General features: G+C 72.7%; 11 protein-coding genes. 8 read left to right on the plus strand and 3 right to left on the minus strand.

All coding sequences use genetic code 11. The annotated features are described in order from the left end of the window. Window positions 1-27: 27 nt before the first annotated feature. Window positions 28-714: a GntR family transcriptional regulator gene (locus E1287_RS05340; protein WP_131963685.1), complete on the minus strand. Its 687-nt coding sequence runs from the start codon at window positions 712-714 to the stop codon at window positions 28-30. A gap of 5 nt (window positions 715-719) precedes the next feature. Next, window positions 720-1,919, minus strand: coding sequence for a CoA transferase (locus E1287_RS05345; protein WP_131963686.1), 1,200 nt, complete (start codon window positions 1,917-1,919; stop codon window positions 720-722). A gap of 209 nt (window positions 1,920-2,128) precedes the next feature. On the opposite strand from E1287_RS05345, the gene E1287_RS05350 reads away from it, so the two are divergent. The 8 genes from E1287_RS05350 to E1287_RS05385 all read left to right on the plus strand — a co-directional run bounded on the left by E1287_RS05350 (window position 2,129) and on the right by E1287_RS05385 (window position 11,768). After that, the gene (locus E1287_RS05350; protein ID WP_131963687.1) at window positions 2,129-3,304 is read left to right on the plus strand and encodes an acyl-CoA dehydrogenase family protein; all 1,176 of its coding nucleotides are present in this window, start codon (window positions 2,129-2,131) and stop codon (window positions 3,302-3,304) included. A gap of 65 nt (window positions 3,305-3,369) precedes the next feature. Further along, complete coding sequence (locus E1287_RS05355; protein ID WP_131963688.1) at window positions 3,370-4,308, plus strand: transporter substrate-binding domain-containing protein; 939 nt, start codon at window positions 3,370-3,372, stop codon at window positions 4,306-4,308. Continuing rightward, window positions 4,305-5,090 carry an amino acid ABC transporter permease gene (locus E1287_RS05360; RefSeq protein WP_131963689.1) on the plus strand — a complete coding sequence of 262 codons (786 nt, stop codon included), beginning with the start codon at window positions 4,305-4,307 and terminating at the stop codon, window positions 5,088-5,090. Before E1287_RS05355 ends, E1287_RS05360 begins: the two co-directional genes overlap by 4 nt. Further along, window positions 5,090-5,884: an amino acid ABC transporter ATP-binding protein gene (locus tag E1287_RS05365; protein WP_131963690.1), complete on the plus strand. Its 795-nt coding sequence runs from the start codon at window positions 5,090-5,092 to the stop codon at window positions 5,882-5,884. The genes E1287_RS05360 and E1287_RS05365 overlap by 1 nt, the downstream gene beginning before the upstream one ends. 23 nt (window positions 5,885-5,907) lie before the next feature. Beyond that, complete coding sequence (locus E1287_RS05370) at window positions 5,908-7,503, plus strand: 5-guanidino-2-oxopentanoate decarboxylase (RefSeq protein WP_131963691.1); 1,596 nt, start codon at window positions 5,908-5,910, stop codon at window positions 7,501-7,503. Beyond that, on the plus strand, window positions 7,500-8,942 hold the full coding sequence (locus tag E1287_RS05375) for an aldehyde dehydrogenase family protein (RefSeq protein ID WP_131963692.1): 1,443 nt from the start codon (window positions 7,500-7,502) through the stop codon (window positions 8,940-8,942). The genes E1287_RS05370 and E1287_RS05375 overlap by 4 nt, the downstream gene beginning before the upstream one ends. 40 nt (window positions 8,943-8,982) lie before the next feature. Continuing rightward, window positions 8,983-10,200, plus strand: a complete 1,218-nt coding sequence (locus tag E1287_RS05380) for an amidohydrolase family protein (protein WP_131963693.1) — start codon at window positions 8,983-8,985, stop codon at window positions 10,198-10,200. Further along, window positions 10,200-11,768: an amidohydrolase gene (locus tag E1287_RS05385; protein ID WP_131963694.1), complete on the plus strand. Its 1,569-nt coding sequence runs from the start codon at window positions 10,200-10,202 to the stop codon at window positions 11,766-11,768. Before E1287_RS05380 ends, E1287_RS05385 begins: the two co-directional genes overlap by 1 nt. Window positions 11,769-11,800: 32 nt before the next feature. Here the strand turns inward: E1287_RS05385 and E1287_RS05390 are convergent. Then, a partial coding sequence (locus tag E1287_RS05390) for a DUF305 domain-containing protein (protein WP_131963695.1) occupies window positions 11,801-12,405 on the minus strand: 605 nt, incomplete at its 5' end.

A 12,405-nucleotide genomic window follows, 5' to 3' on the forward strand; every position in this document is an offset into this window, starting at 1 on the left:
TCGTCCGACGTTTGTGCGGGACGTCGGTCAATGGCGCGGTGTGGTGGCGGATTCCTCGGCGAAGACGAGTTCCAGGGCTGAGACCGCGTGGGCGCGGTGTTCGTCCAGGGACGCGATCGCCTTTTCGGCGTCGCGGGCGTGCAGGGCGGCGAGCATGGCGCGGTGCTCGTGATTCACCCGCTCGCGGTTCTCGTGGTCGCTGTAGTAAAGCGAGCGGTAGGCGTCGGTCGCCTCCCACAGCAGGCGGATGTGCCGGACGAGACGCGGCATTCCCGAATACTCGAACAGCGTGAAATGGAGCAGCCGGTTCGCGGCGGCCATTTCGGCGACGTCGCCGGCCTCGCTGGCGCGCTCCACGCCGCGCTGGATCTCTTCGAGCCGGTCCACATCGGCATCGGTGACCTTGTCTACGGCGCGGCGGACGGCCTCGGCCTCCAGGATCTCCCTGATCCGGTAGACCTCGCGCAGGTCCTCCATGGAGAGGGAGACGACGCCGTAGCCGCGGTGCACCTGGTAGGTGACCAGGCCCTCGCCCTCAAGGATCTTGAGCGCCTCGCGCAGCGGGACGCGGCTGACGCCGAGCTCCTCGGCCAGCGCGTCCTGGCGGATCGGGTCGCCCGGCCGCAGCTCGCCGCTGGTGATGGCCCGCCTGATCTCTTCGAGGACGAACTGCTGGGCCGTCGGCGGGCGCCGGGGCCGCTTTCCCGCGGTCATCCGGGTCACCCCCCTCCGGCGTCTGGATCTTGCGTCAAGGATTCCACATCTCGGTCGCGTTCTCCGGCGATCCGGGCGCGGACGGCGGCGGCGTCCTCGTCCAGGCGCGGCGGCGCGGTGCGGTACCGGGGCGGCGTGGCGCTCAGCCGGACCGGGTTGGCCACCTGCCCCACCGGGTGCGGCCGGCGCGGGTCCCGCAGGGCGACGCGGGGGGCGAGGCCGAGGCGGGTGGCGAGGTCGAAGGCGCCGGCGACGTCGTTGATCGGTCCGCACGGGACCTCCGCCGCGGTGAGGGCGGCGAACCAGTCGTCGGCCGTGCGCTCGGCGAGTGCGGTGGTGAGCTCGCATTTCAGGGGCCGGCGGTTCGCCACGCGGGTGCTGTTGGTGGCGAACCGCTCGTCGGCGGCGAGGTCCGGACGGCCGAGCGCCGCGCAGAGCGAGCGGAACTGGCGGTCGTTGCCCGCCGCGATGACCAGCGGCCGGTCCGCGGTCTCGAACAGCTCGTACGGCGCGATGCTGGGATGCTCGTTGCCCATCGCGGCGGGCACGACGCCGGCCGCGACGTACGCCGAGGCGTGGTTGACCAGCCCGGACAGGAGCGACGACAGCAGCGAGACCTCCACCCGCTGGCCCTCGCCGGTGGCGTCCCGGTGCCGCAGCGCGGCCAGGACGCCGAGCGCGGCGTGCAGGCCGGTGATCACGTCGACGAGCGCGACGCCGACCTTCATCCCCTCGCCGCCCGGATCGCCGGTCACGCTCATCAGCCCGCCGACCGCCTGCACGATCAGGTCGTAGCCGGGCAGGTCCGCGCCGCCGTCCGCGCCGAACCCGGTGATCGAGCAGTAGACGAGCCCGGGGTTGGCCGCGCGCAGCTCCTCGTGGCCGAGGCCGTGCCGCTCCATCGTCCCGGGACGGAAGTTCTCCACCACCGCGTCGGCGCGGGCGGCGAGCGCGCGGGCCGTCGCGGCGTCGGCGGGGTCGGACAGGTCGAGGGCGATGGAGCGCTTGTTGCGGTTGACCCCGAGGAAGTAGGTGCTCTCGCCGTCCGCGAACGGGGGTCCCCAGGACCGGGTGTCGTCGCCGCCGCCGGGCCGCTCGATCTTGATCACCTCGGCGCCGAAGTCGGCGAGCAGCATCGTCGCGTACGGCCCGGCGAGGACGCGGCTGAAGTCGACGATGACCAGGTCGCGCAGGGCTCCGGTCATGCCCGCGCGCCGGGGGCCGTGCCGCCGCGCCCGCGCCCGCCCCGGCCCCACATGCCGCTGCTCTGCATCCGGTCGGCCCTCCTAGCGATCTCCGCACATGGACGTACCGCCGGGACTCTAGCCACCGTTGATTGGAGAATCAATACTGGATCCAAAATAGATTCTGTGCTTCGGTAGTGCCCCGAGCTTTCGTTGAGGAGGGGCCTGGAATGACCGGCCAAGCGGTTCGTCCGCTGGAGCTGTTCGGCGTGGACGATTTGCTGACCGAGGAGGAGCGGGCGATCCGCGACACGGTCCGCGCGTTCGGCGCCAAAGAGCTGCGACCGCACATCGCGGAGTGGTACCGATCCGGCGAGCTGCCCGCGTCCGAGCTGGCCGGGAAGCTGGGCGGCCTCGGCCTGCTCGGCATGCACCTGGAGGGCCACGGCTGCGCAGGGGCGGGCGCCGTCGCCTACGGCCTGGCCTGCTTCGAGCTGGAGGCGGTCGACTCCGGGCTGCGCAGCCTGGTGTCGGTGCAGGGCTCGCTGGCCATGTACGCGATCCGGGCCTACGGCTCGGACGAGCAGAAGGACGAATGGCTGCCCGCGATGGCGGCCGGCGAGCAGATCGGCTGCTTCGGGCTCACCGAGCCCGACTTCGGCTCCAACCCGGCGGGGATGCGCGCCACGGCCCGGCGCGACGGCGGCGACTGGGTGCTGAACGGCACCAAGATGTGGATCACGAACGGCGCGGTCGCCGACGTCGCCGTCGTGTGGGCCCGGGCGGACGACGGCGTCCGCGGGTTCCTCGTCCCGGCCGGGACGCCCGGTTTCAGCGCGCGTGACGTCGCGGAGAAGCTGTCCCTGCGCGCCAGCGTGACGAGCGAGCTCGTCCTGGAGGATGTGCGCCTCCCCGCCGACGCGATGCTGCCCGGCGCCCGCGGCCTGTCCGGACCGCTGGGCTGCCTCAACGAGGCGCGGTTCGGGATCGTCTTCGGCGCGCTCGGCGCGGCCCTCGACTGCCTGGAGACGACGATCGCCTACGCGCGGGAGCGGACGGTGTTCGACCGTCCGCTCGCGGGCTTCCAGCTGACCCAGCAGAAGCTCGCGAACATGGCGCTTGAGCTGGGCAAAGGCATGCTCCTGGCGATCCGGCTCGGGCGGCTCAAGGAGGCCGGCGCGATCACCTCGGAGCAGGTCAGCCTCGGCAAGCTCAACAACGTCCGGGAGGCCCTGGCGATCGCGCGCGAGTGCCGGACGATCCTCGGGGCCAACGGCATCACCCTCGAATACCCGGTGCTGAGGCACGCCAACAACCTGGAATCGGTGCTCACCTACGAAGGCACCAGCGAGGTGCACAGCCTGGTCATCGGCAAGGCGCTCACGGGCGTCGCCGCGTTCTCCTGACCCCGCACGACCCCCACAACCTGCACTACCAGCACTACCTGCACGAACGAGCCTTGGAGGCCGGGATGCGTACTCGTCGACTGGGTGCGGCCGTCATCGTCACGTCCGCGATACTCACCGCCGCCGCCTGCGGCGGCACCTCGGAGACCTCCGACGCCGGGGTCAAGCCCGCCGAGACCGCTCCCGGGCAGCGGACGGCGGGCAAGGTCAAGGCCCCGCCGAAGTTCGCGCAGCCGGGGACCATCACGTTCTGCTCCACCTTCACCAACCCGCCGCGCTCGTTCACGCAGGACGGCAAGCAGGTCGGCAGCGAGATCGAGCTCGGCCAGGCGCTCGCCGCCACCCTCGGCCTCAAGCCGAAGTGGGTGCAGGTCCGGGTGGACGGGCTCGTCGCGTCCCTGCTCGGCGGGCACTGCGACATGATCGTCAGCCAGCTCAAGATCGTCCCGGAGCGGGACAAGACGGCGTGGCAACTGCCGTACTCGATCGCCGCGACGCAGCTCGTCGTCGGCGCCGGCAACCCCAAGAAGATCAGCGACTTCTCGTCGCTGGCCGGGAAGAAGATCGCGGCGCCGGATGGCAGCGTCGCGCACGGCCTGCTGGAGGACATGAACAAGAAGCTCGCCGGGAGCGGCGGCAAGCAGATCAACATCGTCCCGCTGGCGGGGACGAGCGAGCTGTTCCAGCAGGTCGCCGCGGGCACGGTGGACGGCGCCGCGACGACGTACTCGGCCGGGTCCTTTTACCTGCGCAAGGCGCCGGGACGGCTGGAGCTCGCCGGGCAGCCGTGCCTGTCGGACGTGAAGGCCGGCGGGAAGATGGGCTTCATGATCGCGAAGAACAACCGCGATCTGTACACCGCGATGGAGCAGGCGATGACCGCCGTCCGGGGGAGCGGTGAGTACCGCGACATCTTCCACCGGTACGGCCTGGACAAGGAGACGCTCGACGCGGCGGAGACGTCCAAGCCCGTCGCGTGCCTGCCGGCGGAGAAGACTCCATGAACTTCGACTGGCAGTTCCTCGTCGACCACATCTTCGCGCTGAGCCCGCACTACGGGGTGGGCCTGCAGCGCACCATCTTCATGGCCGTGGTGTCGATGTTCTTCGGCGTGATCCTCGGCATGCTGGTGGCGCTGGCCCGGCTGTCCAAGATCGCGCCGATCCGGTTCCTGGCCGGGATCTACGTGTGGCTGCTGCGCAGCATCCCCGAGCTGGTCATCCTCATCCTGCTCTACACCGGCGTCGCGGCCGCCGGGATCTTCAAGTTCAGCGACCTGACCATCGCCGGGATGACGCTGCCCGCCGCGATGCAGGCCGCCATCATCGGCTTCACGATCCGGGAGGGCGCCTACATGGGCGAGATCTTCCGCAGCGGGATCATGGCCGTCGACCACGGGCAGGTGGAGGCGGCCAAGGCGCTCGGCCTGAAACGGATCCCGACGCTCCGCCGGGTCATCCTGCCGCAGGCGATGCGGGTGGTCGTGCCGCCGATGGGCAACCAGTTCACGATCATGCTGAAGGCGACGTCGCTGGCGAGCGTGCTCGGCGTCCCGGAGCTGCTGCTCACGACGCAGACCTACGCGGCCGAGACGTTCCGGGTGTTCGAGCTGTTCATCGGGCTCGCGATCAACTACCTGATCCTCACCACGGTGTGGACGTTCATCCAGTCGCTGATCGAGGCGCGGCTGAACCGGCACGAGGCCGACGCCTCCTCGGGCGGCCTGCTCGACCGCGTCCGCCGGGATCTCCTCGGGAGCGCCGGGCCGCAGAAGGAGGCCGCGTGATGTCGCCGTCGGCGGAGAAGGGCCGCGTGGTGTCGGACGAGGTCGTCATCGAGGCGAGCGGCGTGCACAAGTGGTACGGAAAGCTGCACGTCCTGAAGGGCCTGGACCTGACCGTGCACCGCGGCGAGGTCGTGTGCCTGATCGGGACGTCCGGGTCGGGCAAGAGCACGTTCCTGCGGTCCATCAACCATCTGGAGTCGATCCAGAAGGGCCGCATCACGGTGAACGGCCGCCTGATCGGCTACCGGAAGGGGGACGGCGACGGCCTGGTCCCCGAGCGGGAGGACCAGATCGCGTCCGCGCGCCGGGGCATCGGCATGGTGTTCCAGAACTTCAACCTCTTCTGGCACATGACGCTGATGCAGAACGTCATCGAGGCGCCCATGCGGGTGCTCGGCCTCTCGCCGGCGGAGGCGCGCGAGCGCGGCGCGGAACTGCTCGAACGCGTCGGCCTGTCGGACAAGGCCGGCGCCTACCCGCGCAAGCTGTCGGGCGGCCAGCAGCAGCGCGGCGCCATCGCCCGCGCCCTGGCGATGCGGCCCGAGGTGATGCTGTTCGACGAGCCCACCAGCGCGCTGGACCCGGAGACGACGAGCGAGGTCCTGGACGTGATGGAGGAGCTCGCGTCCGAGGGCATGACGATGGTCGTCGCCTCGCACGAGATGGGCTTCGTCCGGCGGGCCGCGCACCGCGTCGTGATGATGGCGGACGGCGTCATCGCCGAGGACATCGCCGCGTCCGAGATCGACGCGAGCGAGGGCCGGATCCGCGACTTCACCACCAGGCTGCACTGAGCCGGAACACGAGGAGCGAAGAAATGCGGACCGGCGCGGCCGTGATGGCCACCCTCCGGCACTACGGCGCAGACACCGTCTTCGGCATTCCGGGCGTCCACACGCTGGAGTACTTCCGCGGGCTGACCGAGCAGGGGTTCCGGATCGTGCTGCCCCGGCATGAGCAGGGCGCGGCGTTCATGGCGGACGGCTACGCCCGCGCGACCGGACGTCCCGCCGTGTGCTGCGTGATCAGCGGGCCCGGCCTGACCAACGCCGCCACCGGCATCGGGCAGGCGTACGCCGACTCGGTGCCGATGTTCGTGCTGGCCAGCGTCACGGCGTCGCACACGCTGGGACGCGGCCGCGGGCATCTGCATGAGTGCAAGGACCAGCGCCTGATCGCCGAGCCGATCACCGGGCTCGCGCTGCACGCCGGTTCGGCGGACGAGCTGCCCGAACTGCTCGCCCGTGCCTGGGGCGCGCTGACGTCGGGGCGTCCCCGTCCGGTGTACCTGGAAGTCCCGATCGACGTGCTGGCCGAGGAGGTCGGGGACGGCTGGCGGCCGCTGCCGCCCGTCCGGCCCGAGGTCGAGGCGCCGCCGGCGGGGGCGCTGGCCGAGGCCGCGCGGCTGCTCGCCGGGGCCGAACGTCCGGCGGTGCTCGTGGGCGGCGGGGCGGCGGGCGCGAGCGCGCAGGTCAGGAGCCTGGCCCGGCGGCTTTCCGCGCCGGTGCTGACGACCGTGGCGGGCAAGGGGATCGTCCCGGACGACGACCCGCTCTGCGCCGGGCAGGCGCTCAAGCGGGTCGCGGTGCGCGAATGGCTCGCCGACCGCGACATCGTCCTCGCGGTCGGCACGGAGCTGGCGTCTACCGACACCACCGTGGACGTCCTGCCGCTGAAAGGACGCCTGGTCCGGATCGACGTCGATCCGGCGCACCTCCCCGGCGACTACCCGGACGCGCTGTGCCTTCAGGCCGACGCGGCATGGGCGCTCGACCGGCTCCTCGAACAGCTTCCCGCGAGAGAGGACTCCGGGGCGCAAGCCGACGTCCGTGAGCTGCGGGCGCTCGCGGCAGCGGCGGCGCCGCCGTACCGGGGATGGCACACGCGCGTCCTGGACGCCGTCTTCGCCGGAATCCCGGAGAACGCTCGCGTCTACAGCGACATGACGCAGCTCGCCTACACCGGGACCCAGATCGTGCCGATGCGCGCCCCGCGCCGCTGGCTGCACCCGTCGGGGTTCGGGACGCTCGGCTACGCCGTCCCGGCCGCGGTCGGCGCAGCCGTCGCCGACCCGGACGCCCCGGCCGTCGCGATCGTGGGCGACGGCGGCCTCCTCTACACCGCGCAGGAGATCGTCACCGCCGCCGAGCTGGGCCTGCCGCTCGTCGTCGTGCTGTGGAACAACGAGGCGCTCGGCCAGATCCGCGACGACATGATCGCGCGCGGCATCGAGCCGGTGGCCGTCACGCCCGCGACCCCGGACTTCTCCGGCCTGGCGGCCGCGATGGGCGCCGGGGTCGAGGCGCCGGAACGGCTGGCCGACGTCCCCGCGGCGATGGAGCGCGCGGTGCGCCGGCGCGGGCCGGTCCTCGTCCGGCTGGACGAGGACGTTCTGGGAAGGGAGCAGCGGTGAAGGAGATCGTCCACTACATCGACGGAGGCTTCCGGGAGGGGACGGGCGCCGAGCTGGTGGACGTCAACCCGGCCGCGCCGGGCACCGTCCTCGCCACGGGCCGTGCCGCCGCCGGAGCGCAGGTCGACGCGGCCGTGGCGGCGGCGAACCGGGCCGCGCCGGGCTGGGCGGCGACCCCGTTCCGGGAGCGCGCCGCGGTGCTGGTGCGCGCCGCCGCGCACATCCGCGCGCACGCCGACGAGTGGGGCCGGGAGCTGTCGCTGGAAGAGGGCAAGACGCTCGTCGAGGGTGTCGGCGAGGTCCGCCGCGCCGCCGACATCTGCGACTACGCCGCGTCCGAGGCCGACCGCCCGACCGGCGAGCTGTTCGACTCGCCGCGCGCCGGCGAGCGGATCATGGTGGTGCACAAGCCGGTCGGGGTGGCCGGGGTGATCACCCCGTTCAACTTCCCGATCGCGATCCCGGCCTGGAAGATCGCGCCCGCGCTGACCTACGGGAACGCGGTCGTGTGGAAGCCCGCCGAGGTGGTGCCGCTGCTCGCGATCCGGTTCGCCGAGGCGCTGGACGCGGCCGGGCTCCCCGCCGGGGTGCTCAACCTGCTGCACGGCGGCGCGGACGTCGGTTCCCGGATCGTCGAGCATCCCGGCGTCAACGTCGTCGCGTTCACGGGCTCCACCGCCGTCGGACGGGCGCTGATCCGGCGATGCGGCGAGCTGGCCAAGCCGGTGCAGGCCGAGATGGGCGGCAAGAACGCAGCGATCGTGCTGGCCGACGCCGACCTCGCGGCCGCGGCGGCGCAGATCGTGCCGGGCGTGTTCGGGGTGTCCGGGCAGCGCTGCACGTCCAACACCCGGCTCGTCGTGGAGGACCGGGTGGCCGAAGACCTGCTGGCCGAGGTCGTCCGGCTGGTGGACGGCCTGGACGTCGGCGACCCGCTCGACCCCGGCGTCCGGATGGGCCCGCTGATCACCGCCGCCGCGCGCGACACCGTCGGCCGGGCGACCGGCGAGGCGCTGGACGGCGGCGCCGAGGCGCTCGCGGGCGGCGAGCCGTACACGTCCGGGCCGCTCGCGGAGGGATACTTCGTCCCGCCGAGCGTGCTCGCGCTGCCCGGCCCCGACCTGCCGCTGTGGCGGCGGGAGGTGTTCGGCCCGGTGCTGGCCGCGGTCCGCGCGGACGGCCCCGAGCACGCGCTCGCGCTCGCCGACGACAGCGAGTACGGCCTGTCCGGGGCGATCTTCACCAGGGACCTCGGCACGGCGCTGCGGGCCGTCGACGAGTTCGACGTCGGCGTCCTGCACGTCAACTCCAACTCGGCCGGGGCCGATTTGCACGTCCCGTTCGGCGGGGAGAAGGCCAGCGGGTTCGGCGCCAAGGAGCAGGGCCGCGCGCCCCGCGACTTCTACACCCGGACGACCACGGTCTACCTGCGCGGATGACGCGGATGACCGGCGGGCGAAGTGATGGAGGGACGGACGGATGACGCGGATCGCAGTGGCCGGGGGCACGGTGTTCGACGGCACTGGGGAGCCCGCCGCGCCGGGCGACGTGCTGGTCGAGGACGGCCGGATCGTCGACGTCGGCCCCGGCCTGGACGGCGCCGCCGACGAGCGGATCGACGCGACCGGCATGACGGTGCTGCCCGGCCTGTTCGACTGCCATGTGCACGTGTGCTCGTCGGGTCTTGACCTCGTCCAGCGGCTGGAGCGCCCGTTCTCGTACCAGTTCTACGTGGCGGCGCGGAACCTGTCCCGGATGCTCGACATCGGGATCACGTCCGTCCGCGAGGCCAACGGCGCCGACCTCGGGATCAAGCGCGCGGTGGAGGACGGGCTGATCGACGGCCCGCGGATGCAGATCGCCATCACGATGATCAGCCAGACCGGCGGGCACGGCGACGGGCGGCGGCCCTCGGGCCTCACCGTGATGTACAACATCGCGCATCCCGGACGTCCGGACGCCATCGCCGACGGCCCGGACGAGGTCCGCCGCAAGGTCCGCGAGATCGTCCGGGCGGGCGCGGACGTCATCAAGGTGTGCACGACCGGAGGCATCCTGTCCGCCCGCGACCATCCGCACGACGCGCAGTTCGTCCCGGCGGAGCTGGAGGCGCTGGCGGACGCGGCGCGGGCGGCCGGCCGCCCGTTCATGGCGCACGCGCAGTCCCCGGTGGGCATCAAGAACGCGGTCGCCGCGGGCGCCAGGTCCATCGAGCACGGCATCCACCTGGACGACGAGTCCATCGAGATGATGGTCGAGCGCGGCTGCTGGCTGGTGCCGACGCTGGTCGCCGGGCAAGCGGTGCTCGACCTGGCGGCCACCGGCGTCCGGGTCAGCCCGATCGCTGTGGCCAAGGCCGCGGAGGCGGTCGAGGCGCACAAGGAGTCGTTCGCCCGGGCGGTGCGCGCGGGCGTCAAGATCGCGATGGGCACCGACACGGGCGTCGGCCCGTTCGGCTCCAACCTGGAGGAGTTGCCCCTCATGCGGGACGGCGGCATGACGCCCGAGCAGGTCCTGCACGCGACGACGGGATCGGCGGCCGACCTGCTCGGCTTCACCGACCTCGGGCGGCTCCAGCCGGGCCGGGTCGCGGACCTCGTCCTAATCGAGGGCGACGCCACCGACCTGGACGGCCTCGCGGACAGGGTGCGGCTCGTCATGGTGGGCGGCGAGATCCGGCGGCGGGTCGCGGCCTGATGGCCGGGCCGCTCGTCGTCCGGAACGCGGCCCTGCCGGGCCGTCCTGCGGCCTCGATCGCGGTGGCCGCCGGACGGATCGCCGCCGTGGGCGACCTCGCCGGCTGCCGGGCCGCCGCCGGGCCCGGCGCGACCGAGATCGACGCGGGCGGCGGGACGGTCCTGCCGGGGTTCATCGACGCGCACGCCCACCTGCTGAGCCTGGGGGAGGCGCTCGACGTCCTGGACCTGCGCGGGCTGCCCGGCCCGGACGAGGTCGTCCGCGCGACCGCGCTCCGCGCCGCCGATACCCCGCCCGGTGCCTGGATCAAGGGCCGCGGCTGGACCCCGGAGGGCGTCCAGGACAACCACCTGCTGTCCCAGGCGGTTCCTGACCGGCCGGTGCTGCTGAACCGGTTCGACCACCACGGCGCCCTGGTCAACGCGGAGGCGCTGCGCCGCGCCGGGATCGGCCCCGGCACCCCGGACCCGCCCGGCGGGCGCATCCTGCGCGGCGCGGACGGGCGGCCGACCGGCGTCCTGCTGGAGACCGCGGCCGACCTCGTCCGCGCGCGGATCCCCCCGCACGGCGCGGCGGACCGGCGGCGCCTCATGCGCTCCGCCGCCGCGCACTGCCTGAGCCTTGGCCTGACCGGCCTGCACGACGCCATCGACGACCTCGCCTGGATCGACGACATCCGCTCGCTGCTCGACGACGGCGAGCACCTGCCGCGGATCTTCGGAATGGTCCGGGCGCCCGCCGAGGGCGACCTGACCGAGTTCGTCGGCGACGTGTTCACACATCACCCCGACCCGCGCTTTGAATTGCAGCGGTTGCGGCTGGTCTTCGACGGCGGGCTCGGCGCGCGCGGCGCCCTCTTCGACGAGCCGTACCAGGACGACCCGGACAGCACCGGGCTTCAGATGATGCCCGAGGCGCGCCTGCGCGAGGCAGCGGACGCGGTCCTGGCGCACGGCCGCGGGTTGTGCGTGCACGCGATCGGCGACCGCGCGAACCGGATCGTCCTCGACACCCTCGAAACGGCCCTCGCCGGACGGGACGCCGACCACCGGTTCGTCATCGAGCACGCCACCGTCGTCGGGCCGTCCGACGTCCCGCGCCTCGCCCGGCTGGGGCTGATCGCGTCCGTCCAACCGGCCCACCTGCATAAAGCGATCGGGTACCTCGCCGACCGACTGGGCCCGGAGCGGGCGCGGCACGCCTACGCCTTCCGGACGCTGCTGTCCGCCGGCGTCCGGCTGGCGCTCGGGACTGACTTCCCGGTCGCCCCGCCCGACCCGCTCGGCACCCTGCACGCCGCGGAGACACGCCAGACCCTGGACGGGTCACCGCCCGGCGGCCTGTTCCCCGACCAGCGGCTCACCCGCGGCGAGACCGTCCACGGCGCGACCTATGAGGGCGCCTACATGGCCCGCCGCGAACACGACCTCGGCGTGGTCTCCCCAGGGCACCGGGCCGACCTGGTGGTCTTCGACCGGGACCTGTTCGCCCTGGACGCCGCCGACCTGCCCGCCGCCCGCCTCCGGTACACCGTCCTCGACGGCCAGATCGTCCACGCCGAGCCGTGAGCGCGACCTCGCTGTCGCGCTCACGACCGCGGTCAGCTGTTGATCAAGTCGAGCAGCCGGCTGACCATATTGCTGGTGCGTTCCATGACGTCTTTCGCGTACGCCTTGGCGGCGGGGTTGACTCCCTTCTTCAGCTCCACTTTCGACATCTCCACCGCGTTGTGCTGATGGCCGAGGAGCAGGTTCAGGAATGTGGTGTCGAAACCGCGGGCTTCGGCCTGTTTCAGTGCCTTCATTTCGGCCGGGCCGATGGCCGGCAGGCCGCCGTGGGCGGCGTGGGCGTTCGCCGGGCCCTGCACCGTGGTCGGCTTCGACCATGCGGTGAGCCATGACGTCATTCGCTGCATCTCACCGGTGCTGTCCTTCACGACGGCCGCGGCCAGCTTCTGGACGTCCCCGCGCCGGGTGCGGTCGGGGGCCAGCCGGGCCATGTCGAGCGACTGGCGACGGTGCGCGATCATCATCTGCAGGAACATGACGTCGTCGGCGTTGTGATCGGCCGATGCGCTCTGCTTCGGCTTGTCCGCCGGATCGCTCGCCTTCGACGTGCCGCCGCACGCGGTGAGCAGCATGACGAAGGCGAGGAGCGTTCCCGCGAGCACATGGTGCCGGGACCGGGCGGCGGCCGGGCGGGGGC

This window comes from Actinomadura sp. KC06, assembly GCF_004348735.1.
GTDB lineage: Bacteria > Actinomycetota > Actinomycetes > Streptosporangiales > Streptosporangiaceae > Spirillospora.

Coding starts and splice junctions, on each gene's coding strand:
- E1287_RS05340 (WP_131963685.1), bottom strand. CDS start 714: ATGACCGCGGGAAAGCGGCCCCGGCGCCCGCCGACGGCCCAGCAGTTC.
- E1287_RS05345 (WP_131963686.1), bottom strand. CDS start 1,919: ATGACCGGAGCCCTGCGCGACCTGGTCATCGTCGACTTCAGCCGCGTC.
- E1287_RS05350 (WP_131963687.1), top strand. CDS start 2,129: ATGACCGGCCAAGCGGTTCGTCCGCTGGAGCTGTTCGGCGTGGACGAT.
- E1287_RS05355 (WP_131963688.1), top strand. CDS start 3,370: ATGCGTACTCGTCGACTGGGTGCGGCCGTCATCGTCACGTCCGCGATA.
- E1287_RS05360 (WP_131963689.1), top strand. CDS start 4,305: ATGAACTTCGACTGGCAGTTCCTCGTCGACCACATCTTCGCGCTGAGC.
- E1287_RS05365 (WP_131963690.1), top strand. CDS start 5,090: ATGTCGCCGTCGGCGGAGAAGGGCCGCGTGGTGTCGGACGAGGTCGTC.
- E1287_RS05370 (WP_131963691.1), top strand. CDS start 5,908: ATGCGGACCGGCGCGGCCGTGATGGCCACCCTCCGGCACTACGGCGCA.
- E1287_RS05380 (WP_131963693.1), top strand. CDS start 8,983: ATGACGCGGATCGCAGTGGCCGGGGGCACGGTGTTCGACGGCACTGGG.
- E1287_RS05385 (WP_131963694.1), top strand. CDS start 10,200: ATGGCCGGGCCGCTCGTCGTCCGGAACGCGGCCCTGCCGGGCCGTCCT.